Origin of the sequence: Phaeobacter gallaeciensis DSM 26640, assembly GCF_000511385.1 — a bacterium.
Taxonomy (GTDB): Bacteria; Pseudomonadota; Alphaproteobacteria; order Rhodobacterales; family Rhodobacteraceae; genus Phaeobacter; species Phaeobacter gallaeciensis.
This window is the reverse complement of record NC_023137.1, coordinates 1,007,091-1,031,895: the sequence shown is the minus strand read 5'-3', so window position 1 is coordinate 1,031,895 and position 24,805 is coordinate 1,007,091. Positions and strand designations below refer to the sequence as shown.

Sequence of the window (24,805 nt, the reverse complement as noted above, 5' to 3'; positions counted from 1 at the left end):
CCCGAGGGCGGTTTACTCGCGAAACCGTGAAAACCGCGTGAAGAAGACCGGGGCGAGATCACTCTGCAACCCTGTGCACGACGACCGTGAAACCCTCTTCTTCAGCAGGATGGGTAAAATGCTTGGTGAACGCATGAAACTGCGCTTCGGTTGCCGCAAAAGGATGCGCGCCCGCAGCGTTGCGCGCTCGAAGCCGAGCCAGGCACAGCTCATCCGGCACATCCAATAGGTGCAACTGATGGGCTGCATCGGTGTGATCAATCAAACTGCGCATCCAAGCACGGGAGTCGACGGTATTCGCGGGAAAGTCCAGAACAACCGAAACCCCCGCCTGCAAGAGCGATGCAACATGCGACGCCATAATCCCGCGCAGTTTTTCTGCGCAGCGTAGGTAATCCGCAGGCGACGACATCTGATCGGCAAACAACGCATGCAGCCAAGCATCCTCGGCCAGCAGGATGGTCCCCTGATCAGCGGCCAGTCGTGCAGCCAGCGTGGATTTCCCGGCAGCAATTTTCCCGCACAGCATGTGCAGGGTCGGTGTAGAAGACGTGGCTTGAAATGGCGACATGGATACCCCCAATAAGGTCTAGACGGGTTATCTCGCCTCAGTCACTCAGATCGGTAAACAGGTTCTCGGTCTCCACGAAATCAAGCCGGTCGGTCTCCACCGTGCCCTCGTTGATATCGCGCACCTCAACCTTGCCATCGCCGTAGCCCACCACAACGGTGTCGCAGATGTCGATGAACAGACCATTCTCAACCACGCCCGGGATCTGGTTCAGCACCAGCGCCATCTGCCGCACATTGCCAATACGATTGAGGTGCAGATCCAGAATATGGTTTCCCTCATCCGTCACCAGCGCCGCATCCCCGTTCATCCGCAGCGTCGTCTTGCGGCCCATGACCTCCATCGCCACCAAAGTCTCCTCGAGCAGCGCCTGCGTGGTCTGCCAACCAAAGGGGATCACCTCCACAGGCAGGGGGAACGCCCCAAGGCTCTCGACCTCTTTGGCCTTGTCAGCGATCACCACCATCCGGTCAGAAGCGGTGGCGACAATCTTCTCCTGTAGCAGCGCCCCGCCGCCGCCCTTGATCAGGTTCAGATCGCGGTCAAACTCGTCGGCGCCGTCAATGGTCAGGTCCAGCCACTTCGCCTCATCCAATGTCAGGATCTCGATCCCCACATCGCGAGCCAGTTCAGCGGTGCGGGTGGAGGTCGGCACACCCTTGATCCGCAGCCCATCGTTCTGCACCATCTCACCCAGACAGCGCACCAGCCAGGCCGCCGTGGAGCCTGTACCCAGCCCCACGCGCATGCCATCTTCAACCATCTCCGCCGCACGTTTGGCAGCAACAAATTTGGCCTTGTCGATGGGGGATAGTTCTCCGGTCATGACCGCGACTCCATGCACTTGTTTTGTTGCGTTATAAACGGATTTGCACCATCCGTGCGAGAGCCCATGCTCTCCCGCTATGGTATTTCCAGATCAAAGACTGTGATCCCATCGCCGCCGCCCACGCATAAGGCACATAGCTGCGCGCCCAACTGCTGATGCGTGGGATGATCGGCGTACCGCTCCAATGCTGCACGATCCGAAAACCGGATGACAAACCCGTCGCTATAGGCTTGGGATTTACACTCAAAATCGCGGTTCGGCCCCCAGTCAAAGGCCAGCACGCCCTCCAGACCACACGAGAACTCCGCCAAAGCCTTAAGAACATCCTCGCGCGCCACGCGGGAAACCGTCTCATCGAACTGACAGAACACACAATGCAGGATCACAGCACACCCTCCGACAGGGCAACCGGCTGCCCTGTCAAACCCTAGCTTTACCCACTCCCAGGGGCCAAGCTCAACCACCGGACATCACCAGTCGCCCCTTGCGCCAGTGTTTGCGCAAACTGCGTGTTTCCTATTGGAAACGTCGGAAACGGGCGTTACCAACACCGGCAGACACCTTAGAATGGTTCCATGATGAACAGCTACCGCCTCCATTACGCTCCCGACAACGCCTCGCTGGTCATCCGGCTGGTGCTGGAAGAACTCGGTCAACCCTACGAATGCGTACTGGTTGATCGCAGGGCCAAGGCACAGAAGAGCGCGGCGTACCGGGCGCTAAACCCGAACGGGCTGATCCCGGTGCTGGAAACCCCGGACGGGCCAATGTTTGAGACCGCCGCCATTCTGTTGTGGCTGTCCGAACGGCACAGCGCAATGGCCCCATCCCCTGGCAGCCCAGACCGCGCAGCCTTCCTGAAGTGGTTGTTCTTTGCATCCAACACGCTGCACGCCGATCTGCGGATGCTGTTTTATCCGAAGAAATACATCGGCCCGGACGCCGATCAGCAATCCCAGCTGCAACAGGTGCTGCATCAGCGCCTGCATCAGCATCTCACCAACCTCGATCAGGCCGCCGCGGCCCGTCCCTCTTGGTTTGGTGCGCTGCAACCTTCGGTGTTGGACTATTACCTGGCCTGCCAGATACGCTGGATGGCGCTTTATCCGGCGCAGGCCGACCGATCCTGGTTCACTCTGGCACATTACCCCAGCCTGCAGCGCCTCTGCGCCGGGCTGGAAAGCCGCACTGCCGTGACCGTGGCCTGCGAGGCAGAAGGCCTCGGCCCGGCCCCCTTTACCTAGCCATCCTACGCAAATCCCTCAGAAGGATCAGCCACCTAATGTTCCTCTCCGTTTTCGACATGTTCAAAGTGGGCATTGGCCCCTCGTCCTCGCACACAATGGGGCCGATGGTGGCCGCTGCAAAGTTCCTGGACCTGATGCGCGCCTCTCCGTTTGAATTCCACGGACTGCGCGCCTCTCTGCACGGCTCTCTGGCCTTCACCGGCGTTGGCCATGCCACCGACCGCGCCACCATTCTGGGCCTCGGCGGCTTTGTCGCCCATGACTATGATGACGATAAGGCAGAGGCCTTTCTAGCAGAGCTGAGCGAAACCCACACCATGCACCCCGAAGGTCTCGGCGCGCTGCATTTCGACCCCAAGGCGGATATGATCTTCGACTATGATCACGCGCTGCCCGGCCATGCCAACGGCATGATCCTGATGGCCACCGACGCCCAGGGCGATGTGATCCTGAAACAGGTCTATTATTCCATCGGTGGCGGCTTTGTCGTGACCGAGGAAGAGCTGGCTGCAGGCAAGGCGACTGACGAAGGCGAGCCGGTGCCTTACCCGTTCAAATCCGCCGCTGAAATGCTGGAGATGGCCAAATCCAGCGGCAAATCGATTGCCGGCATGAAACGCGCAAACGAGATTTCCCGCGGCTGCGAGGTCAGCCTCGCCAAAGGCACAGCCCGCATCTGGCAGGTGATGAATGACTGCATCAACCGTGGTCTGGAACGCGACGGCATCCTGCCAGGTGGCCTCAATGTACGCCGCCGTGCCAAGGGAATCCACGATGCCCTGCAGGCCGAACGTGGCATGAACATCAACGCGCCCCACACCATCAATGACTGGATGAGCGTCTATGCGATGGCGGTGAACGAGGAAAACGCCGCTGGCGGTCAGGTGGTCACCGCCCCGACCAATGGCGCTGCAGGCACCCTGCCGGCGGTGATCCGCTATTACCTCGACCACGTGCCCGGCGCGTCGGAGACCCATATCGAGGATTTCCTGCTGACCGCCGCCGCCATTGCTGGCCTCGTGAAGTACAACGCGTCGATCTCCGGCGCTGAAGCGGGGTGTCAGGCTGAGGTCGGCTCTGCCGCCGCCATGTCCGCCGCAGGTCTCTGTGCGGTGATGGGCGGCACGCCCGAACAGGTAGAAAACGCCGCTGAAATCGCGCTGGAGCATCATCTGGGTATGACCTGCGACCCGGTGAAGGGTCTGGTGCAGGTACCTTGTATCGAACGCAATGGACTTGCGGCGATCAAGGCGGTTTCTGCCGCCTCCCTCGCCCTGCGCGGTGACGGCCAGCACTTCGTGCCGCTGGATGCCTGCATTGAAACCATGCGCCAGACCGGTGAGGACATGCATGATAAATACAAGGAAACCTCGCTCGGCGGCCTTGCGGTGAACGTGCCGAACTGCTGAGGTCCCGGAAGCTCTTTCTGGCGGGGTGTGCAACATACACCTGACGCATCACACCAGATCCGAATCGCAACCCCTGCTTGCATCCCCATGCGCCCGCGCCTAGCGTGGCCGCATGACCCATGATCGCCCCTCCCTCGGCATCCTTCTGATGCTTGGTTTCTGCATCACCGCCCCGATGGGGGATGCGGTGGCCAAACTGCTGGGGGCGCATATCCCTCTTGGCCAGCTGCTGTTTGTCCGCTTTGCTGCTCAGGTTTTGCTGCTCGCCCCGCTGATCTGGGCGACAGGTCGCATCTGGCGGATGCAGGGCCGCGTGTTACGCCTGACCTTTGTGCGCACCCTGCTACATATCGCGGGCATTGGTGCCATGTTCACCGGGCTGAAATACCTGCCACTTGCAGATGCGGTGGCGATTGCCTTTGTGATGCCGTTCATCATGCTGCTCCTTGGCAAATATGTGCTGGGCGAAGAGGTGGGTATGATCCGTCTTCTGGCCTGTATTGTCGGCTTTGCGGGCACGCTTCTGGTGATCCAGCCCAGCTTTGTGGCTGTTGGCTGGCACGCACTCTGGCCACTGATGGTGGCGGTGATCTTTGCGCTTTTCATGCTCGTCACCCGCCAGATCGCCAAGGACACCGATCCCGTGGGCCTGCAAGCGGTCTCCGGCACCATGGCCTGCGTGCTACTGGCCCCAGTACTGCTGCTGGGCCAGATCGCGGATCTTCCCGTACTGGCGCTGATCACACCAAACGCTGAGCAATGGGGCCTTCTGGCTGCCATCGGTCTACTGGGCACCGCCGCACATCTGCTGATGACATGGAGCCTGCGCTACGCGCCTGCCGCCACACTGGCCTCGATGCAGTATCTGGAAATTCCGGTTGCGGCTCTGATTGGCCTGTGGATCTTTGATGAGCTACCGAACGGCCTCGCTGCGATCGGCATCCTGATCACCATCGCCGCTGGTCTCTTCGTGATCCTGCGCGAACGCCAGATCCAGTTGCAAAAAGCGGCCGCCGATAAGGCTGCGCTGCTGCTCAAGGACCCGCCCATCGCGCCTGAACAGCCAGCGGTCTGATCGGCCGGCGCGACCGGTCTGACTTTCACCCCTGCACCTGCAGCGCAGCGACAACGTCCGCCAGCCGGACCCGCGGCAGGATAACCAGCATCCCCGGCCCATCCGCCCTGAGCCGCACCGGCCCGGTCGCCCGGTTGGAGGTCCCAACCCGCGCCATCGGATCCAGCTGCAAGCCCTCAATCGGCCATTCCAGCCCCTCCGACCAACCGGTGACCTGTTGCATTGGAAACAGCGACACCACCTCCCCCGCCGCCAGCGGCAGCGCAATCTCACCGCGCAGATGAAACACCACCTCCTGCGGCCCCAGCAGCACGCAGGGACTGGGATGTGGTTGCACCAGCGTGTTGAACCCGGCCAGCTGGTGGTCAATCCGTCCGCCCAGGAAGCCAACCCCCAGCACCACCGGCGCACCGATCATCCGCAGCGCCTTGTCGAAATCCGTGGTGGTCTGCTCAGTCACATGATGCAGCGCCCCCGGTGCCAGATCCGCCTGCACGTCTGCTGCCAGCGAATCCAGATCGCCGATCACTGCAACCGGGCGATGCCCCGCCGCCAGCGCATGCGCCGCCCCGCCATCCGCCGCCACCAGCACCGGGGCCAGCGCCAGCGCTGTCACCAGATCATCCGGTCCCAGCACCCCGGCTCCAATCAGCGTTACCGGCTCAACCTGCTCAACAATCATCTTTTTCATACCGCGATTACTCGCAGAAAAGGAAACAGACCACAATCTGAACACAAAATGATACGATCAATTGCACGGATTCGGGCGCAATTTGACCCTCTGCGCCAGCAACGTAAGCGGCAATGACTTTGGCGAGGACACCTATCCGATGGTACAGAACAACAAGGTTTTGACAGTCTCCTACGGGACTTTTTCCTGCACATTGGAAGGGTTCGACGATTCATTTGGCACCATGAAGGCAATTGCGGAGTATTTTCGCGATCTCGCCTCAGATGACCGCTATTTCGGGGCAGAACCGCCGCAGCCGGACGCCGAGATGCTGGCCCGGATTGCCCAACGTGAAGTCGCCCGCCAGGTCGAGGCCCGCACCAGCGCCGAAGGTATCCACCTGCGCGCCGCCACCCTGACCAGCCCCGCCGCCGAAACACCATCGCAGCCTGCAGGTGATGCTCCGCAGCACCGCGCCCCCAGCGCCCTCGCCTCCCCGGATGCGGCTCCGGTCACTGCCGCTGACCCGGTTGAGCCCACCGCAAGACGCGTTGAAGCCACGCCTGCCGCGCCGCAGATCCAGCCCGCCGCCGAGGCCCCAGTTCAGGTGGCAGAGGTACCGCTGCAACCTGTGCAACAAACCGCGCCCGCCGCACCCGTCGCCGCGCCGACTGATACGGCTGTGGCCGAGACCGTGGAGCCCGAGGCGACCCAGACCGACCCCGCTCAAACTGACACGGCCCAAACCGACCCTGCTCAGGCCGATCCCACTCAGGCCGATACTGACAGCTCCGCCGAGAGCATCGCCGCCAAGCTGCGCCGTATCCGCGCGGTTGTTGCCAAAACCCCAACGGATGAGTTCACCGAAGATCAGCACGCTGAACAGGCGCGCGAAGACGCGGTGAAAGACATCACCGATGCGCTCTCCGCTGATCACGATGCCGTGGATTCTGAGAACGCGGGTGAGACATCCACAGAAACCGCCGATGCCGACAGCGACGCCGATATAGCCGAGACGCTGAACCCCCTCGAACTTGGAACAGACACTGACGCCTCTGACACACCGGCCATCCCCAACGTGCCCGAAGGCGCTGAGGCGTTCTTCGCCGACAGCAGAACAAGCGAGGCTGAAGATGACACCTCGGACGAAGAGACCCGCGATGATCTGAGCGGTCTGGATGATATCACCGCCGAACAGGACGGCGACGCGCCCGCTGGAACCGCGCAGCCCGAAGAGATCAAGGAGACCGAGGTCACAGCTGACGCAGCCACACCGGCAAACACCGAAACGCCGCGCAAGCGGGGCCGCGTGCTGCGCGTCAAACGCCGCGAGATCGAAGGCGCCATGGCCAGCGGCACGCTGGAAGCGGTTGATGATGAGGCTGGCGACGCGCCCGCTGACGCCAAATCCACCCCAGCACCCGAGACCAGCACACCAGCGCAAGAACCCGCCGTCGACAGCAGCCTGTCTCCTGATGACGAGGCCGAACTTCTGGCCGAGCTCGCCGCGGTGGAGGCGGATCTGCTCGGTGGTGACGAGATCGATGATATCTCAGATACGCTGACTGCCTATGACGACGAAGACGAGATTGCCGAGCCTCAGCCCGGCGCCATGGCAGAGCGTCAGCACCCCGCGCAGCTGACAGAGGCCCCGCACGCCATCAGCACCCCGGAGGACGCCGCCGCATCCGTGGCACCGCAACCGGGCCCCAAACGCGGCGCCACCAGCACCGCCGACGGCGATATTGCGCGCCTGATGGCGGCCGCCGACGAACGTCTGGAAGACCCCGAAAACAGCACCTCGCGCGAAACCTACAGCCAGCTGCGGGCCGTGATGGCCGCGGCCTCCACCGAACGCAGCGCCGGTGGAGCCCTTGAGAGCAAGGATGACGCACAGGTCTACCGCGATGATCTGGCCAGCGTGGTGCGCCCGCGCCGCCCCGATGCCCGCCCGACCTCCAGCGGTGAAGGCCGCAGCAACGCCGACCAGCGTCCCGCCAAACCCGCAAGCCGCCCGGCACCGCTGAAACTGGTACAGGAGCAGCGCATCGACGACAGCAGCGCTGCCCCAGCCGCGCCGGTGCGCCCGCGCCGGGTCTCCGCCGCGATCCTGGCCGAAGACGCCCCGGTAACCAGCGCCACCGAAGGCGGCTTTGCCGCCTACGCCGAGGAAACCGGCGCAGTCGAACTCGGCGAGCTGCTCGAAGCGGCTGCCGCCTATATGAGCTTTGTGGAAGGGCGCGATCACTTCTCCCGCCCACAGCTGATGAACAAGGTTCGCGGCGTCGACGGGACTGAGTTCAACCGAGAAGACGGGCTGCGCAGCTTTGGCCAGCTCTTGCGCGAGGGCAAGATTGAACGCGCCGACAACGGTCGTTTCACCGCCTCCGGCCAGATCGGCTTTCAACCCGGCAACCGCGCTGTCGGCTGATCCCTGCCCCGTGCAACACACAAAAAAGGCGGCCCGCAAAGGCCGCCTTTTTCTGTCTGGGGCAAGATGTTCAGGGCAAACCGCTCGTCATCTTTCCCGAAATACTCCGGGGTGAATTGACCGTCAGGTCAAGAGGGGCAGCGCCCCTTCACCGCCAATTCCACCAACTCAGCCCTGATCCTGATCCGGGTCGTTGGGATCCGCCTTGCCGACGCCGCGAAAGACGAATTTGAACGGCAGGATCCACAACACACCGAGAACCACATAAACAATCAGCTCCACCAGCAGCGAGGGCCGGTCGAGCCAGCTGATCACATTGACCGCCAGCACGATATAGAGCGGCATGCCAATCAGCAGGATCACCAGCGCCCAGCGCCGCCGCGCCTTGTAGCTCAGACCACTTTCGTCAGACATCAGTCTGCAAAGGGATCGGTCACCAGAATGGTGTCGTCCCGCTCCGGGCTGGTGGACAAAAGCGCCACCGGGCAGTCGATCAGCTCTTCCACGCGCTTGACGTATTTGATGGCATTGGCCGGTAGGTCGTTCCAGCTGCGCGCGCCTTCAGTGCTCTCGCTCCAGCCCGGCATCTCCTCATAGATGGGGGTGCAGCGCGCCTGTTGATCCGCGGCCGTCGGCAGGTAGTCCAGATGCTCGCCGTCCAGATCATAACCGGTGCAGATCTTCAGGGTCTCAAAGCCGTCCAGAACGTCCAGCTTGGTCAGACAGATGCCCTTGATGCCCGAGGTGGCGCAGGTCTGACGCACCAGTGCTGCATCAAACCAGCCGCAGCGGCGCTGACGGCCGGTGGTGGTGCCGAACTCGTGGCCGCGGGTGCCCAGACGCTCGCCATCCGCATCCGGGGTGCCGTCTTCCTCCAAGAGCTCAGTCGGGAACGGGCCTTCACCAACGCGAGTGGTATAGGCCTTCACGATACCCAGCACATAATCGATGGAGCCGGGGCCGATGCCAACGCCAGTCGCCGCCTGACCGGCAATCACATTGGACGACGTCACAAAGGGATAGGTGCCGAAATCAATGTCCAGCAGCGCGCCCTGCGCGCCTTCAAACAGGATCCGCTTGCCCGCCTTGCGCTTCTCGTTCAGCACCTTCCAAACCGGTGCCGCATAAGGCAGGATCTTCGGTGCGATCTCTTTCAGCTGCTCGATCAGCGCATCGCGGTCGATGGCATCAACACCCAGACCCTTGCGCAGCGGATCATGGTGCTGCAGCGCCCGATCAACGCGGGCGATCAGAGTGGCCTCATCCGCCAAGTCAGCCACGCGAACCGCGCGGCGCCCCACCTTGTCCTCATAGGCCGGACCGATGCCGCGGCCAGTGGTGCCGATCTTGGTGCCTTTGGAGGCCGCCTCTTCGCGTGCCCGGTCCAGCTCGCCATGCAGCGGCAGGATCAGCGGGGTGTTTTCCGCGATCATCAGCGTCGCGGGCGAGATCTCCACGCCCTGCGCGCGCACGGTCTCGATCTCTTTCATCAGGTGCCAGGGGTCCAGCACCACGCCATTGCCAATGACCGAGAGCTTGCCGCCGCGCACCACACCCGAGGGCAGCGCGTGCAGTTTGTAGACTTTGCTGTCAATCACCAGCGTATGACCGGCGTTATGACCGCCCTGAAAACGCGCAATGACATCAGCGCGCTCGCTGAGCCAATCGACAATCTTGCCTTTACCTTCGTCACCCCACTGGGCGCCGACTACCACGACATTGGCCATCTCAGGTCCTCTGTATGCTGGTTGAAACCGACGCTCCGTATAACGAGGCAGCGCAGACAGGGGAACCGGTTTTTCGCCGCACCCCACCCGAGCACCGCTTTTCCAGCGGATATCGCACCGTGAAGAACTCTGAAACAGGCCCAAAACCATTCCGAGCCCTGCCCCATTCGCCAGCTATACAATAACCGGCACGCCGAAGCCCCATCTGATGACCTCAGCTGCACCTCAATCCCGTGAGATCCGGCGATTCCCCTCGGGCGATTGAAAAACATGGCATAGGCGAGATCATCTCAGCCACAACTCTCAACCACTCCTCTATGCGCCAAATTCGTCAGTTTTGCGGTCAGCAGTTTTTTGCAGTCAATGTAGATGCCAGTTTGTCTGGCACATCACCACTAGGGCCGTGATCACACCGATGATTGGAACGTGCTCGTCGGAAAAATCAATGTATGCCGGGTTCCGGTTTCATCGCTTGAAGTTGCGATCTTACCGTTGAGTTCAGTCGTGAATGCAGCGGTCAGTTTCTGTCCCAGGCCAGAATCAACACGCGCGGCCGGATCAATCCCGATGCCGTTGTCGGAGATCATAAGACGACTTTCGCTACCGTCGATCTTCATAGTAACACGAAGCCGACCGTCGCTCTTATCGAAAGCGTATTTCAGGCTATTGGTGATCAACTCATTTACAATCAGACCTAACGGCACAGCGATCCGCGTGGAAATAGGCGCCTGATCGATATCTATTTCCAGATTTGGATAATCAATTTGCCCCGAGGACGTCACAAGGTCCTCAGCGAGAGCGGTCAGATACTGTCGCGTATCAACATGGTCCACAGCGCCAGAGCGGGACAAGGTTTTATACAGTCGGCCCACTGCGTCCAAGCGCGCGCGCATCCGTGAGAATGCAGCTTTTGCATCCAAGTCACTCACATTGCGCGCCTCCATTGAGATGATACCGCCAATCATCGCCAAACTGTTCATGACACGGTGGTTCAACTCTTCGAGTAGGCGATTTGCATTCTCAAGCGCCTGCTGCCGCTCTGCCTCTAGCTGTCGCCTCTCCGTGATATCCTGGATCGCCAGCAATAGCATGTATGTATGGTTCCCTGCGCGGTAGATTTTACGCGCATTGAGAAGGAAAGTGCGGCGGCCAATGCTCGGAAAGTCATGACACATTTCGTAGTCATTGATGACGGAGCTTTCAGGAATGACATGTGTTAAGAGATCTAAGAGTTCAGGTATGGCCCACTGCCCATTACCGAGGTCATCCAAACGGCGCCCCAGTGTTGCCTGTTCAGTGACTTGAAACTTGGTGTAAAAAGCTCTGCTCGCAGTAATCACTCCAAGACGCTCGTCAAGCACAAGCAAAGGCTCGCTTATGGTGTCGACGATGCCGGTCGACAGCAGCCGCTCGCGTTCGAGTTCTGCCGCAGCATCACTATTTGCAGTCACATCTTCGATCACGAGCAATATGCGCCGGGAGCCATTTCCCGGACGCACCGTCTTCCGTGCGTTGAGCAGCATAACCCGGCGACCGATGTTCTCGAACACATGGTCGACCTCGATATCATGGACGGTTTGGCCATGGTCGAGAATGCCACTAAGCGCGTGGATCAACGACGGGATATTCCACTGGCCGTTCCCAAGCTCTGCAATCTCTGTACCGACGGTCGCCTCCCTTTCGACCTCAAAGGTCTCAAAAAACCGATCATTGGCATATTCCACCAACAAATCCTCCGTAAGGACCAAGAGACTTTCTCTCAAGGTCGCGACGATTTCGGATGGGGCGATCTGCTGTAGCACGTCAGTAGAAATTGGTTTGGTTTCCTCTAGGTGAGATCGCTTGAGCTATCGCACCACTGACAAGCCTACAATCGAATTATTTGATTTGGAAGGAAAACCTTGAAGGATCGAAAGTCAAACAAAGCGCCTAGGTTGTGCGCTAAGACCTGGTATCTCCTTGCAATTTCCGCTTTCTGCGCATCACCGGCGGCTCACTGCCGTGACCGCCCGTTGCCCGGCTACCGCGCGCCCTCTTCACGATCTTTATCCGTATCTTTGCCAGACTGGCCGCTGATCGATCACCTCTGCGCAGCCGGAGTAACCGCCCTGCTGCGCCACCAACCAAGACGACCCAAGATTGGCTCCGCATCCGCAGGGTGCTGCGTTAGATCGCAGTTGGCACGCCAGGCAATGCGCGGCAGATCAGGATATCCTGTCCGCCAGGCCCCACCCGGGCCTGACCAGAGTTTTAGCGGCGGCGCCGCCCTTTTTATCCGCAACAGACATCGAAAAACCCTGTAATACCAAGAGATCGAACCGGAGACATCCAAACGCATACAGCAACACAGCACCATGCCCGACAGTGTCTGAACACCCTGTTTATGAAACCGCCGCAGCGGCGCCGTCCGCTGCCCATAACCCGGGCTCAGCCCTTCCGCGCCGTGGACTCTGCCAGCCGCACCGGCTGGCCATGAGGCGTGGCGAGATAGGCCGTCTCCCATTTCAGGCGCATATCTACGGCGTCCTCGGCAGCGACGGTGCCGACCTCGGCCAGATAGAGCTCCAGCGTTTCCAGCCAGGCGGCAAAATAATCCTCGCCACCATTTAGATCTTTCGCCAGCCCGTGACGGCGCAGCGTCGCAGAAAACCGCCATACCCAGTCGCCCCAGGAAAACACCCCGTTTTCATTCAGATGCACCGTCAGCGCAAAGACCTGCGCGTGCCAGGGCTGGTCAAAGGCCGGTTCCGGGCGCTTTGCCATCTGTACGTCACGTTCGCTCATACCCGCTCCAGATAGCTTTGCCATAAATCGAGAACCACCTCATCACCCGGATGTTCGGCGTGGGACCACAATTCACCGGCCGGGAAAGTCACCGCATAAAGCGGCTCCGGTGCCTCTCCCAGCCCATGCGCAGCACTGTCCGGCAGAACATGACTGCCATGCAATCGCAGGATTTGCCCCGTGGCTCCAACCGCATAGGTCGGCAGCCGCGTATGGCCGCCATCCACCAGCCGATTGCCACCGGGCCTCCGACAACGCACGGTATCACCGGGGGCAAAGCTGGGCTCAATTGGGCTGGGGCGATCTGCCGGGCCACCCTTGGCAAGCGCTGCGGCCACATCCGCCGCCTTCAGGGCACGGGCCGCCAGCGGATGCGGGGCCGCGCGGTCTGCGCCCGTGCCATCGCCAGCCGCAGCAGCCCCCGCCAGATCCTCAGCACTCAGCACCTGTTTCTCCACCAATAGGCTCGCCAGACCTGCCAGCCATTTCTCGTAGTAGGAAAACCGTGTGTAGTCCTTCGGTGCCAGCCGTTCGCGCGCATGGCGCGAAGTGTCGATATTCCACTGCCCCAGCGCGCCGCAAGCCAGCGTTATCGCCAGCGCGCGGCCATGCCAGTCTTCTGCAAAAACCGGGGCATCCTGCCGTTCGGGCTTCAGCGGGCCATCGCCGAATCGTCCCCCCATGTCATGAACCCGGCTCATCTCTGCACCTCTGGGATATCCGTGCCAATCATACTGTCGCGGCTGACCAATGCCGCCAGTGCATCCTCGCTCAGCCCTTCGGTGCCCTCGGGTCGCATCGGCAACACCAGATAGCGCACCTCGGCGGTCGAATCCCAAACCCGCACGGATGTTTCGTCAGACAGCGTTACACCAAACTCCGCCAGCACCCGGCGCGGCTCACGTACAGCACGGGACCGATAGGCGTCCGACTTATACCACCCCGGCGGAATACCCAGCAGCGGCCACGGGTAACAGCTGCACAGGGTACAGACGACCATATTGTGCTGCGCGGGCGAGTTCTCGACCACCACCATATGCTCGCCCTGACGGCCATAATAGCCCAGATCCGCCAGCACCGGGTCGGCGTCAGCCAGCAGCGCCGCTTTAAATTCCGGATCGCACCACGCGCGTGCCACCACCCGCGCGCCATTCGCAGGCCCGATGCGGTTCTGATAGGTGTCGATAATCTCATCCAGCGCGGCCGGATCAATCAGCCCCTTTTGTGTCAGCAGAGTTTCCAGCGCCTTGACGCGCAGGGCGGGATCCGGGGGCAAGAGGCTATGCGGGGCGTCAGCGTGATCATGAGGCATGGGGTGAGACTGCCCGCCGCAGCGTAAACCTGTCCAGTCACAATCCGTCATGGATGGGATCAGCGGGCCTGATGCAAGGCGCCACCCGCCCCTCCCACGGGCGCTGGTCCTGCGCTATTTCTTGCACATTTCAGCCGCCTCAGAGGTCACAGCGCCGCGTTCTCCGCCGTTCCGCAAACTGAGCCCTTGCCCCTCAGAGCAATCTTCCCTATTTACCGCCCGATACTCAGCCAACCGCCGTAGGATCCTATGGAAAACGTCGTACTCATCATCCATCTTCTTCTGGCCTTGGGGCTGATTGCCGTTGTCCTCTTGCAGCGTTCCGAAGGCGGCGGCCTTGGCATGGGCGGCGGCGGTGGCGGGGCCATGTCTGGCCGGGCCGCAGCCACCGCGATGAGCAAGCTGACCTGGATCCTGGCCGTAGCCTTTATCGGCACCTCGATCACGCTGACCATTCTGGCGGCGCAGAAATCCGCAGGCTCTTCGGTCGCAGACCGACTGAGCACCCCTGCCGCGGAGGGTGCCGCTGATGCCCCCGAAGCGCCGCTCGGTAGCGATCTGCTGCCGCCGGTTCAGGGCGACAACGCACCGCTGGTTCCCAGCGCAGACTAACTCCGGCCCTTCGGGTCTGGACCTTTGGATCAGCCCGGCGGATCTCACCGCTTTGGGCAGATCCGACAATGACCACTGCGTCTGACGCGGGATTCGCGAGAATCCACTACACTTAGAATAAACAAAAGCAGCCGTAACAGCATCTTGCGGCTTGCTTGCGCATTTTGCGCGAATCCTTTATACGTAAAGCCCCGTGATGCTGCGGTTTCTGCAACCGCCGGGCAGCTGAATTCTGACTTCTCACGGGGGCAGCCGAACACTCATGGCGCGTTTCATTTTCATTACTGGCGGTGTTGTATCATCTCTGGGCAAAGGGCTGGCATCCGCCGCTCTTGGGGCACTTCTTCAGGCGCGCGGCTATTCCGTCCGCCTGCGTAAACTGGACCCCTATCTGAACGTCGATCCGGGCACGATGAGCCCGTTCGAACATGGCGAAGTCTTCGTGACTGACGACGGCGCCGAGACCGATCTCGACCTTGGCCACTACGAACGGTTCACCGGCGTGGCCGCCCGCAAGACCGACTCGGTCTCCTCGGGCCGGATCTATTCCAACGTGCTGGAAAAGGAACGCCGGGGCGACTACCTCGGTAAGACTATTCAGGTCATTCCGCATGTAACCAATGAAATCAAAGACTTCATCTCCATCGGCGAAGACGAGGTTGATTTCATGCTCTGCGAAATCGGCGGCACCGTCGGCGACATCGAAGGCCTGCCCTTCTTTGAGGCGATCCGTCAGTTTGCCAATGACAAGGCACGTGGTCAGTGTATTTTCATGCACCTCACCCTCTTGCCCTATATCAAGGCCTCCGGCGAGCTGAAGACCAAGCCGACCCAGCACTCCGTAAAGGAACTGCGCTCCATCGGTCTGGCCCCCGATATTCTGGTCTGCCGCTCCGAGGGACCGATCCCGCATAAGGAACGCGAAAAACTGGCGCTGTTCTGCAACGTGCGCGCCGACTCTGTGATTGCGGCGCAAGATCTCAAGTCCATCTACGAGGCCCCGCTGGCCTATCACCGCGAGGGTCTCGATCAGGCGGTGCTGGATGCCTTTGGCATTGCCCCCGCCCCGAAACCCAAGCTGGCCCGCTGGGAAGATGTGGCCGACCGCATCTACAACCCCGAAGGCGAGGTCAAAATCGCCATCGTGGGCAAATACACCCAGCTGGAAGACGCCTATAAATCCATCGCCGAGGCACTGACCCATGGTGGCATGTCGAACCGCGTGAAGGTGAAGATCGAATGGGTCGATGCCGAGCTGTTCGACAAGGAAGACGCAGCCCCTTACCTGCAAGGCTACAACGCCATTCTGGTTCCCGGCGGCTTTGGCGAGCGCGGCACAGAAGGCAAAATCAAGGCCGCGCAATATGCCCGCGAGCACAAGCTGCCCTATCTGGGCATCTGCCTTGGCATGCAGATGGCCGTGATTGAGGCTGCGCGCAACGTTGCAGGTATCTCCGAGGCGGGTTCCGAAGAATTCGACCATGAGGCGGGCAAGAAACGCTTTGAGCCGGTTGTCTATCACCTGAAAGAATGGGTGCAGGGCAACCATACTGTCGCGCGCAAGGTCGATGACGACAAGGGCGGCACCATGCGTCTGGGGTCCTACAACGCCACGCTGGCCGAAGGCTCCAAAGTGGCCGAGGTCTATGGCACCACCAAGATCGAGGAACGCCACCGTCACCGCTATGAGGTGGACACCAAATACCGCGAGCAGCTGGAGGCCTGTGGCCTCAAATTCTCCGGCATGTCCCCCGATGGTCGCCTGCCGGAAATCGTCGAATGGTCCGATCATCCCTGGTTCATCGGCGTGCAGTTCCATCCGGAGCTGAAATCGAAACCGTTTGATCCGCACCCGCTGTTCGACGATTTCGTGCGCGCCGCCAAGGAAGCCTCGCGTCTGGTGTGACGCCCGGCGCCGCATGCGCCACAGATCATTACAACGAAAAAGGCAGGCCCGCGCGGTCTGCCTTTTTTCTTGCCCACGCGTCATGTTAGCGACGGCGTTAGCGCAACCACCTGATGCTAATAGTTGTTTCCTGCCGCAGGCGCGGTATAGACGGGGCCAGACAGACAATCCCTTTTCGTGGAGACCCGACCTATGGCGCAAGAAACCTCGACCCAGACCGCACAGCTTGATCGTATCGCAAACGGCAAGGGCTTCATCGCGGCGCTTGACCAGTCCGGCGGCTCCACCCCGAAGGCGCTGGCGCTCTATGGTGTGACCGAAGACGCCTATAGCAATGATGACGAGATGTTCGGCGAAATCCAGAAGATGCGCGCCCGGATCATCACCGCGCCCGATTTCAACAGCGACAAGATCCTTGGCGCGATCCTGTTTGAAAAGACCATGGATGCGGCGATCGATGGCACAGCGGTGCCTGCCTACCTCTGGGACAAATGCGGCGTTGTGCCCTTCCTCAAGGTAGACAAAGGCCTCGCGGATGAGGCGGACGACGCCCAGACCATGAAACCGATGCCTGATCTTGATGCGCTGCTGTCGCGTGCCGTGAAGGCCGGGATTTTCGGCACCAAGATGCGCTCCGTCATCAAGGGTGCCAATGCCACCGGTATCAAGAATGTCGTGGGTCAGCAGTTCATCGTTGGCCGTCAGATCGCAGCCGCCGGCCTGCTGCCGATCATCGAGCCGGAAGTGGACATCCACTCCGCCACCAAAGCCGAAGCTGAAGCGCTGCTGAAAGACGCGATCTTGGCCGAGTTGAACGCCCTACCCACCGATACCAAAGTGGCACTGAAGCTGACCATCCCGACCGAGGCCGGTCTTTATGACGATCTGGCAGCCCACGCCAATGTGGTGCGCGTCGTGGCCCTGTCTGGCGGTTACACCACCGATGATGCCTGTGAGAAGCTGACCCAGAACAAGACCATGATCGCCTCCTTCAGCCGCGCCCTGACCGAAGGTCTGAACGTGACCATGAGCGATGATGATTATAACGCGGCACTCGGTTCCAACATCGACAAAATCTACCGCGCCTCGATCTGACGCGCGCCCCTGACGGGGCAAGACACTAAGGAAAGAGCCGCGCTGGTCAGATCCCGGCGCGGCTCTCTTTCATTTCAAGATCGGACTATGTCTGGCTCAGTCGAATTTGGGTGCGCGTTTCTGCATCTGGGCGGCAACCACCTCCATCTGTTCCGGCTTACCGATTAGACCGACCTGCACGCGGGATTCCTCCAGCAGCACCTCGGCGCGGTCAGTGCTGGCCTCAGCTGTCTCGATCAGCGCTTTGGCCGCGCGGATGGCGGCCGGGCTTTGGCCTGCAATCACAGTCGCCAGCTCATGGGCGCGGGCGACGGGGTCCTCGGCCAGTTCCGTAACCAGCCCCCAGTCCAGCGCCTGCGGCGCCGAGACTTTCTCCGCCGTATAGGTCAGTCTGCGCAGTACATCGGACCTCAACAGCTGCGGCAGCAGCACCATGCCCCCCATGTCCGGCACGATACCCCATTTCATCTCCATCACAGAAAACCCTGCATCCGGCGCAGCAATGCGGATATCAGCCCCGAGCGCCAATTGCAGCCCGCCGCCAAAGGCAACGCCATTGATCGCCGCAATCACCGGCATCGGCAGACGGCGCCAGACCATCGCCACCTGTTGCACCTGATTGGCATCACCGTGAGAGCGGCTCATCAGCCACTCTTCGGGGTTTTGCAGCCCCATCTGGGCAAAGCTCATCAGATCAAGCCCGGCGCAAAACGCCTTGCCCTCGCCCGAGAGCACGACCACCCGCGCCTTACTGTCCATCAGGCTTTCGCCCGCGGCGATGATCTCCTCGATCATCTGGCTGTCCAGCGCGTTCATCTTGTCGCCGCGGGTCAGCGTCACCCTTGCGATATGGTCTTCAATCTCTACCGATACCCGTGCCATGTCGGCCCCCTCTTTCTCGGACATTCTCTTGGCCGCAGACTGCCCCGGATCCCAGCGGTGATCCAGCGTAACGCCGGGGCAAAACCGCAGGCTGTCGCCGGCGCTTGCCCGGCAGCCTCCGATCACGTTATCTGCTCCCATGACACAGCCACGCTACACCCCGCTTGCCCAGTCCCTCCCTGCCTCAGTCCCTTTTGTCGGGCCGGAAACCCAAGAGCGCCAGCGCGGCGCGGTGTTCAAGGCACGGCTGGGCGCAAACGAGAATATCTTTGGCCCCTCTCCCAAAGCGATTGCCGCGATGCAGGATTCGCTCGGCGAGATCTGGAAATATGGCGACGCCGAGAGCCACGAGCTGCGCGCAGCGCTGGCCGCCCACCACGGGATCGCGCCTAAGAACATCATGATTGGCGAGGGCATCGACGGGCTGCTCGGCTATCTGGTGCGGTTGCTGATTGGCGAAGGTGATCCGGTGGTGACCTCGCTTGGGGCCTATCCGACGTTTAACTACCATGTCGCGGGTTTTGGCGGGGTGCTGCATACTGTGCCTTACAAGGGCAACCACGAAGACCCCGTGGCGCTCTTCGCCAGGGCAGCGGATGTGGGTGCCAAGCTGGTCTACCTGGCCAATCCCGACAACCCGATGGGCAGCTGGCACAGCGGCGCCGACCTGCTGGCGGCGATGGATGCCCTGCCAGAAGGCTGCCTGCTACTCTTGGACGAGGCCTATATCGACTGCGCGCCGGAGGGCACTGCCCTGCCCATCGACATCGATGATCCGCGCGTGATCCGTACGCGGACGTTTTCCAAGGCCTATGGCATGGCCGGGGCGCGGGTGGGCTATGTGCTGGCAGAGGCGGAACTGATCGCCGCCTTCAACAAGGTGCGCAACCATTTCGGCATGAACCGCACCGCCCAGATTGGCGCGCTGGCGGCCCTGCAGGATCAGGACTGGCTCGTTGAGGTTCTGGACCGCATCAGTACCGCCCGCGACCGGATTGGTGAAATTGCCCGTGACAATGGGCTGACGCCCCTGCCCTCAGCCACCAATTTTGTGGCCATCGACTGCGGCAGAGACGGCGCATTTGCCAAGACTGTACTGGACGGTCTGGTGGATCAGGGCGTGTTTGTGCGGATGCCCTTTGCCGCGCCGCAAAACCGCTGCATCCGAGTGAGTTGCGGGCCGGAGGATCAGCTCAACGCTTTTGCCCGCGCGCTGCCCGTCGCACTGGCGCGGGCGCGCAACGGCTGAGGCGCGGCGCAAGACCTGCTGCGGATCAGCCGCAGCAGCTGCGACCTGAGGGCGCTTTGGTTTCCATGCTGCCAGCCCCGGCGATCACCGATGCCGCGGCCTCCAGCGCACCGGATCCATGCGGGATCTCCAGCGCTTTCAGCCCGGCATCAACACCGCCCAATAGCCCCATGATCATCTGACCGTTCACATGGCCCATATGGCCCAGCCGCAGGAAGCCGTGCCACTCCGGGCTATTAGGCGGCGCCATGCCAAGACCGATGCCCAGCGTCAGCCCCAGGGTCTGCTCCACCCAAGCGCGCAGGCGGGTGGCGTGATCCCCGCCCAGATGCAGCGATGTCACCGCATTGGAGCGCAAGCCCTCGTCCTGCACATTCATCCGCAACGGACCGCCAGCGCCCCAGGCGTCACATGCCGCCCAGATCGCGCGCGCCAGATGATGATGCCGCGCCCAGACCGCCTCCATCCCCTCCGCGTGGACCAGATCCAGCGCGGCCCGCAGGCCATACAGATGATGCGTCGGTGCGGTGCCGCCAAAATACTGGTAGAATTCTTCCGGGTTGGCGCGCGGCTGCCAGTCCCAGTAGCGGCTGACCCGTGGCAGACGGGACCGCGCCTCCGCGGCCTTGGGGCTGAAGAACACAAACCCCATGCCCGCAGGCACCATCAACCCTTTTTGGCAGGCCGAGACCATTACATCGACGCCCCAGGCGTCCATCTCAAACCGGTCACAGCCAAGCGAGGCAATGCAATCGGCCATCAGCAGCGCAGGGTGATCGCAGGCATCCAGCGCCGCACGCATCGCCGCCACATCGTTGCGGATGGAGCTGGAGGTATCCACATGCACTGCCAGAACCGCCTTGATCCGATGCGCACGGTCTGCGGCCAGATGGCTGGCGATGCGGTCCATGTCCCAGGGCGCACCGGTGCCGAAATCCAACAGCTCAACCTCGATCCCCAGGGCCTCCGCCATTTCGGACCAGCCGATGGCAAAGCGCCCGGAGGAGGCCACCAGCACGGTGTCGCCGGGCCTTAGGGTGTTCTGCAACGCCGCCTCCCAGGCGCCATGGCCGTTGGAGATATAGATCGCCACATTATGATCCGTGCGCGCAACCCGGCGCAGATCAGGGATCAGCGTTGCAGTCATCTCCACCAGCTCTCCGGCGTAGATATTAGGCGACGGGCGGTGCATCGCCTGCAACACCGCATCCGGTATGACCGAAGGCCCGGGGATCGCCAGATATCCGCGCCCTGCGGCAAGGGAAACACCCGCTGTCATGCTGCACTCCTGTCAAGCAAAAGGTCTGATTGCGGCGACTGTGGCCTGCGGATTCGCGGGCTGCAAGCCCTTGTGATGCCGTGGAAATAGAATTGACGTAGCGATGTCGTGATCCCGGTGGATGCCCCCCAGCCGTGGGTGAACACCGCGCCAATGCTTGCACCTTTGCCCCCAGCTGCTTAAATGGCGCAGGCCTGACACCGATGTCAGTGCCAGAAAAACCACAGCGGTTGGACCCCTTGCCCCAGACTGACCCCAAGACACCCTCTCCCGCAGCGCCGGACACGACCTCTGCCACAGGAGCTGCCACGGACGCGCACAAGGATGCCGCAGCAACGGCCCAAACTGCGACCGAAGCCCAGACCACAGCGGAGACACCGGTTATCAAGACCAAGCCTGAGCACATGTCCTCGCGCGAGTTGCTGGGCTGGCTCTGGCGCGGCTATCTGCGCCATTACATGGGGCTATTGGGTCTGGCGATCCTGTTCATGCTGATTGAGGGCGGCACCGTTGGTGGCCTCAGCTACATGATGCAGCCGATGTTCGATCTGGTGTTTGTCGCGGGCAATACCAATGCGCTGTTCTGGGTCAGCCTGGCGTTTTTGATCATCTTTACCATGCGGGGTCTGTCCAGCGTCTGCCAGAAGGTGATCCTCAGCAAGATTTCCCAGACCTCTGCCGCGCATATGCGCAAGGATATGCTGGCGCGGCTGATCCGACAGGATCCCTCGTTTCATCAGGTGAACCCGCCCGGCTTTCTGATCCAGCGAGTACAAAGCGATGTCATGGCCATCAACTCTGTCTGGCAGGCGCTGATCACCGGTGCGGGCCGCGATGTCACCCAGATGGTGGCCGTGTTGGCGGTGGCGATCAGCGTGGACTGGCGCTGGACCGCGATCATGCTGATTGGCCTGCCGATGCTGCTGCTGCCGCTGGCCGCCGTGCAGCGCTATGTGCGACGCAAGGCCTCGCAGGCGCGGGATCTGGGCGCGTCCCTCTCTACCCGGCTGGATGAGATTTTTCATGGCATCGTGCCAATCAAGCTGAACAATCTTGAAGACTATCAAACCGACCGGTTTGGCGGCCATATGGATCAGTTTGTCCGCTCCGAAGTGCGCGCCTCCTTTGGCGTAGCCTCCACCACCGGCATGATCGATATCATGGCCGGGTTGGGCGTGATGGGCGTGGTGCTCTATGGCGGCGCCGAAATCATCGAGGGCAAGAAAACCGTTGGTGAGTTCATGAGCTTCTTCACCGCCATCGGTCTTGCCTTTGATCCGATGCGCCGTCTGGCATCGATCAGCGGCACCTGGCAGGCGGCCGCCGCCGCGATGGAGCGCATCAAGGAGCTGATGGATTCTCCGATCAAACTGGTATCGCCCGAAAACCCCGTCGCCCCACCCAAGGGCCTACCGGAGGTGGCGCTGGCGGATGTGACCCTGCGCTATGGCGACTCGGATGTGCTGCGACAGCTGTCGCTGGTGGCCGAGGCAGGCAAGACCACCGCCCTAGTCGGTGCATCCGGTGCCGGCAAATCGACCATCTTCAACCTGCTGACCCGTCTGGTGGACCCGCAGGAGGGATCCGTCACCGTGGGCGGTGTTGCTGTGCGGGATCTGGATCTGGATGACCTGCGCGGGTTGTTTTCCGTGGTCACACAGGAGGCCCTGCTGTTTGACGAGACCCTGCGCGAGAACATCCTGCTGGGGCGCACCGATGTGACTGATGCGCAGCTAGAGGAGGTGTTGAAAGCCTCCCATGTTGCGGATTTCCTGCCGAAACTCGCCAATGGGCTGGATACGCTGGTGGGGCCGCGTGGCTCAGCCCTGTCTGGGGGACAGCGCCAGCGGGTGGTGATTGCCCGCGCGCTTCTGCGGGACACCCCGATCCTGCTGCTGGATGAGGCGACCTCCGCCCTTGATGCGCAATCTGAAAAGGTGGTGCAACAAGCGCTGGAGAAACTCTCCGGCGGGCGCACCACATTGGTCATCGCGCACCGGCTGTCGACCATCCGCAATGCCGATAAAATCGTGGTGATGGAACGTGGCGAGGTGATGGACCATGGCACCCATGAAGAGCTGCTGGAGCGCGGCGGCATCTATGCGGATCTCTACCGGCTGCAGTTTCAGGACGGCAAGACGTTGGTCGACCGCGAGGGCGTCGCCGCACAGGCGCCGAAACAATTCCGCGATGGCGGTGACCAGCCCCGCTGGTTCCAGAAACTGGCCCGCCGCATGTTCGGCTAGGCCTTGCCCCACCCCGCGACCTACATTGCCTCTCATGATCCTTCAGGAGCCTGACCTATGAGCAACCGCCGCATCCTGCGCCTCTCCGGTGCCGAGACCCGTGACTTCCTGCAGGGGCTGATCACCAATGATGTCGCCAAGGTCGATCAGGGGCTGGTCTATGCCGCCCTGCTGACGCCACAGGGCAAATATCTGGCGGATTTCTTTGTCGCTGCGGATGGCGAGGATCTGCTGCTGGATGTGGACGAGAGTCTGGCCGCCAGTCTGGCCAAACGGCTGACCATGTACCGGCTGCGCGCCAAGATCACTATTGAGGAAACCGATCTGGCCGTGCGCCGGGGCACCGGGCCTGCGCCTGAGGGCGCGCTGGAGGATCCGCGCCACCCGGATCTGGGCTGGCGGCTTTATGGCGCGGAGGCGGGCGACGACGACAGCAACTGGGACGCAATCCGTGTGGCACATTGCATCCCCGAAACCGGCATTGAACTGGGGCCGGACAGCTACATCCTGGAGGCCGGGTTTGAACGGTTGAATGGCGTCGATTTCCGCAAAGGCTGCTATGTCGGCCAGGAGGTCACCGCCCGGATGAAGCACAAGACCACACTGCGCAAGGGGCTGGCCACGGTGGCCGTCACGGGAGAGGCCCCGGTCGGCACCGAGATCCGGCGCGCCGACAAACCTGTCGGCACGCTGTTCACGCAGGCCGGAAATCAGGCCATCGCCTATCTGCGATTCGACCGCGCCGGCGACGACATGTGTGCGCAGGACGCGCGGATCGACTGGCACGGTAAGACATGAGGCAATTCTGTGGCCGCTCCTTCAGCTTGTGACGCGACGTCATGGCAGGGTTGATCCAACGCTCGGCTATGTCTGAGGGGTCATTTTTCGAGGAATTGCCGATGCGCCTGCTCCCCTATTTTGCCCTCAGCCTGCTGCCCCTGCCCGCCCTTGCGACGGATTATTGGGAGTATCAGGACTGGTCTGTCGCCGCTGAAATTCGGATCACGGAACAGCATGACTGGCGCGATTGCACGGCCTGGACCGGCGGTGATGGGCTGCCGCTTCTGCGTATGTCAGTGACCCAAGGCGATGTCGGCCCACCGGAAACCTACCCGCAGCTGGAACTGTTTGAGAGCGCCCCTCGTCACTATCCGACACAGGTGCAGAACGGTCAGGCGATTGGGTTCATCATCGATCGGGAAGCGGTGTTCTACGGTGTCGCCAACGGTGAAATCAACGACGAAGGCCTCGCTGAGGCGCGCGCGCAGGTCCGCTGGATGGACGCGCTGAACAGCATTCTGTGGATGCAGAACGGTCAGCGGATGGAGGTGCGCACGGTGGTGCCCTATGCCGCTGGCGAGATGGTTCTGGACGCGTCTCTGGCCGGATTTACCGCCGCCTATGGCAAGATGATGGATGAATGCGGCCACAGTCTGGAGCTGCGTCAGCTCGACATCGACTACAACTGAGGGCAGCTGCCA

Annotated in this window: 23 protein-coding genes; 11 read left to right on the top strand and 12 right to left on the bottom strand. The window is 61.6% G+C overall.

Going from position 1 to position 24,805, the window contains the following annotated elements:
* Nucleotides 1–58: 58 nt before the first annotated feature.
* The 3 genes from GAL_RS04970 to GAL_RS04960 form a co-directional block, all read right to left on the bottom strand.
* Nucleotides 59–571, bottom strand: a complete 513-nt coding sequence (locus tag GAL_RS04970) for an AAA family ATPase (RefSeq protein ID WP_024096486.1) — start codon at nucleotides 569–571, stop codon at nucleotides 59–61.
* A gap of 37 nt (nucleotides 572–608) precedes the next feature.
* Entirely contained in the window at nucleotides 609–1,397 is a 789-nt protein-coding gene (rpiA, locus tag GAL_RS04965; RefSeq protein ID WP_024096485.1) for a ribose-5-phosphate isomerase RpiA, read from the bottom strand.
* A gap of 77 nt (nucleotides 1,398–1,474) precedes the next feature.
* Entirely contained in the window at nucleotides 1,475–1,786 is a 312-nt protein-coding gene (locus GAL_RS04960; RefSeq protein ID WP_024096484.1) for a Dabb family protein, read from the bottom strand.
* A gap of 189 nt (nucleotides 1,787–1,975) precedes the next feature.
* On the opposite strand from GAL_RS04960, the gene GAL_RS04955 reads away from it, so the two are divergent.
* The 3 genes from GAL_RS04955 (at nucleotide 1,976) to GAL_RS04945 (ending at nucleotide 5,131) form a co-directional block, all read left to right on the top strand.
* Nucleotides 1,976–2,644: a glutathione S-transferase family protein gene (locus GAL_RS04955; RefSeq protein WP_024096483.1), complete on the top strand. Its 669-nt coding sequence runs from the start codon at nucleotides 1,976–1,978 to the stop codon at nucleotides 2,642–2,644.
* Between the two features lie 38 nt (nucleotides 2,645–2,682).
* Entirely contained in the window at nucleotides 2,683–4,056 is a 1,374-nt protein-coding gene (locus GAL_RS04950) for an L-serine ammonia-lyase (RefSeq protein WP_024096482.1), read from the top strand.
* 112 nt (nucleotides 4,057–4,168) lie between these two features.
* Complete coding sequence (locus GAL_RS04945) at nucleotides 4,169–5,131, top strand: DMT family transporter (RefSeq protein WP_024096481.1); 963 nt, start codon at nucleotides 4,169–4,171, stop codon at nucleotides 5,129–5,131.
* A 25-nt stretch (nucleotides 5,132–5,156) separates the two neighbouring features.
* Here GAL_RS04945 and GAL_RS04940 read toward each other — a convergent pair whose 3' ends face one another.
* Nucleotides 5,157–5,822 (bottom strand): thiamine diphosphokinase, encoded by a 666-nt coding sequence (locus tag GAL_RS04940; RefSeq protein ID WP_024096480.1) that lies wholly within the window; start codon nucleotides 5,820–5,822, stop codon nucleotides 5,157–5,159.
* A gap of 139 nt (nucleotides 5,823–5,961) precedes the next feature.
* Between GAL_RS04940 and GAL_RS04935 the strand changes: the two genes are divergently transcribed.
* Complete coding sequence (locus GAL_RS04935; RefSeq protein WP_024096479.1) at nucleotides 5,962–8,232, top strand: hypothetical protein; 2,271 nt, start codon at nucleotides 5,962–5,964, stop codon at nucleotides 8,230–8,232.
* Between the two features lie 168 nt (nucleotides 8,233–8,400).
* Here GAL_RS04935 and GAL_RS04930 read toward each other — a convergent pair whose 3' ends face one another.
* The 6 genes from GAL_RS04930 to nthA all read right to left on the bottom strand — a co-directional run bounded on the left by GAL_RS04930 (nucleotide 8,401) and on the right by nthA (nucleotide 14,055).
* On the bottom strand, nucleotides 8,401–8,646 hold the full coding sequence (locus GAL_RS04930) for a DUF2842 domain-containing protein (RefSeq protein WP_024096478.1): 246 nt from the start codon (nucleotides 8,644–8,646) through the stop codon (nucleotides 8,401–8,403).
* Nucleotides 8,646–9,959, bottom strand: a complete 1,314-nt coding sequence (locus tag GAL_RS04925) for an adenylosuccinate synthase (RefSeq protein ID WP_024096477.1) — start codon at nucleotides 9,957–9,959, stop codon at nucleotides 8,646–8,648. Before GAL_RS04925 ends, GAL_RS04930 begins: the two co-directional genes overlap by 1 nt.
* A gap of 407 nt (nucleotides 9,960–10,366) precedes the next feature.
* Nucleotides 10,367–11,683, bottom strand: coding sequence for a sensor histidine kinase (locus GAL_RS04920; protein ID WP_024096476.1), 1,317 nt, complete (start codon nucleotides 11,681–11,683; stop codon nucleotides 10,367–10,369).
* Nucleotides 11,684–12,386: 703 nt separating this feature from the next.
* The gene (locus GAL_RS04915) at nucleotides 12,387–12,743 is read right to left on the bottom strand and encodes a nitrile hydratase accessory protein (RefSeq protein WP_024096475.1); all 357 of its coding nucleotides are present in this window, start codon (nucleotides 12,741–12,743) and stop codon (nucleotides 12,387–12,389) included.
* Nucleotides 12,740–13,444 (bottom strand): nitrile hydratase subunit beta, encoded by a 705-nt coding sequence (nthB, locus tag GAL_RS04910; protein ID WP_024096474.1) that lies wholly within the window; start codon nucleotides 13,442–13,444, stop codon nucleotides 12,740–12,742. Before nthB ends, GAL_RS04915 begins: the two co-directional genes overlap by 4 nt.
* On the bottom strand, nucleotides 13,441–14,055 hold the full coding sequence (gene nthA / locus GAL_RS04905) for a nitrile hydratase subunit alpha (RefSeq protein WP_024096473.1): 615 nt from the start codon (nucleotides 14,053–14,055) through the stop codon (nucleotides 13,441–13,443). Before nthA ends, nthB begins: the two co-directional genes overlap by 4 nt.
* Nucleotides 14,056–14,304: 249 nt before the next feature.
* Here nthA and secG point away from each other — a divergent pair, with 249 nt between their 5' ends.
* The 3 genes from secG to GAL_RS04890 all read left to right on the top strand — a co-directional run bounded on the left by secG (nucleotide 14,305) and on the right by GAL_RS04890 (nucleotide 17,668).
* The gene (secG, locus tag GAL_RS04900; protein WP_024096472.1) at nucleotides 14,305–14,667 is read left to right on the top strand and encodes a preprotein translocase subunit SecG; all 363 of its coding nucleotides are present in this window, start codon (nucleotides 14,305–14,307) and stop codon (nucleotides 14,665–14,667) included.
* 262 nt (nucleotides 14,668–14,929) lie between these two features.
* The gene (locus GAL_RS04895; RefSeq protein ID WP_024096471.1) at nucleotides 14,930–16,573 is read left to right on the top strand and encodes a CTP synthase; all 1,644 of its coding nucleotides are present in this window, start codon (nucleotides 14,930–14,932) and stop codon (nucleotides 16,571–16,573) included.
* Nucleotides 16,574–16,765: 192 nt separating this feature from the next.
* A complete protein-coding gene (locus GAL_RS04890; RefSeq protein WP_024096470.1) occupies nucleotides 16,766–17,668 on the top strand; it encodes a fructose bisphosphate aldolase in 903 nt (300 codons plus the stop codon).
* Between the two features lie 96 nt (nucleotides 17,669–17,764).
* Here GAL_RS04890 and GAL_RS04885 read toward each other — a convergent pair whose 3' ends face one another.
* Nucleotides 17,765–18,550, bottom strand: coding sequence for a crotonase/enoyl-CoA hydratase family protein (locus GAL_RS04885; protein ID WP_040103918.1), 786 nt, complete (start codon nucleotides 18,548–18,550; stop codon nucleotides 17,765–17,767).
* Between the two features lie 139 nt (nucleotides 18,551–18,689).
* Here GAL_RS04885 and GAL_RS04880 point away from each other — a divergent pair, with 139 nt between their 5' ends.
* Nucleotides 18,690–19,799 (top strand): pyridoxal phosphate-dependent aminotransferase, encoded by a 1,110-nt coding sequence (locus GAL_RS04880; protein WP_024096468.1) that lies wholly within the window; start codon nucleotides 18,690–18,692, stop codon nucleotides 19,797–19,799.
* 25 nt (nucleotides 19,800–19,824) lie between these two features.
* On the opposite strand, the gene GAL_RS04875 is transcribed toward GAL_RS04880, so the two are convergent.
* The gene (locus GAL_RS04875) at nucleotides 19,825–21,078 is read right to left on the bottom strand and encodes a pyridoxal-phosphate-dependent aminotransferase family protein (RefSeq protein ID WP_024096467.1); all 1,254 of its coding nucleotides are present in this window, start codon (nucleotides 21,076–21,078) and stop codon (nucleotides 19,825–19,827) included.
* A 404-nt stretch (nucleotides 21,079–21,482) separates the two neighbouring features.
* Between GAL_RS04875 and GAL_RS04870 the strand changes: the two genes are divergently transcribed.
* The 3 genes from GAL_RS04870 (at nucleotide 21,483) to GAL_RS04860 (ending at nucleotide 24,793) form a co-directional block, all read left to right on the top strand.
* Entirely contained in the window at nucleotides 21,483–23,324 is a 1,842-nt protein-coding gene (locus GAL_RS04870) for an ABC transporter ATP-binding protein (RefSeq protein WP_174888031.1), read from the top strand.
* Nucleotides 23,325–23,381: 57 nt separating this feature from the next.
* Nucleotides 23,382–24,122 carry a CAF17-like 4Fe-4S cluster assembly/insertion protein YgfZ gene (gene ygfZ, locus GAL_RS04865; RefSeq protein WP_024096465.1) on the top strand — a complete coding sequence of 247 codons (741 nt, stop codon included), beginning with the start codon at nucleotides 23,382–23,384 and terminating at the stop codon, nucleotides 24,120–24,122.
* Nucleotides 24,123–24,223: 101 nt separating this feature from the next.
* Nucleotides 24,224–24,793: a hypothetical protein gene (locus tag GAL_RS04860; protein WP_024096464.1), complete on the top strand. Its 570-nt coding sequence runs from the start codon at nucleotides 24,224–24,226 to the stop codon at nucleotides 24,791–24,793.
* Nucleotides 24,794–24,805: the final 12 nt, after the last annotated feature.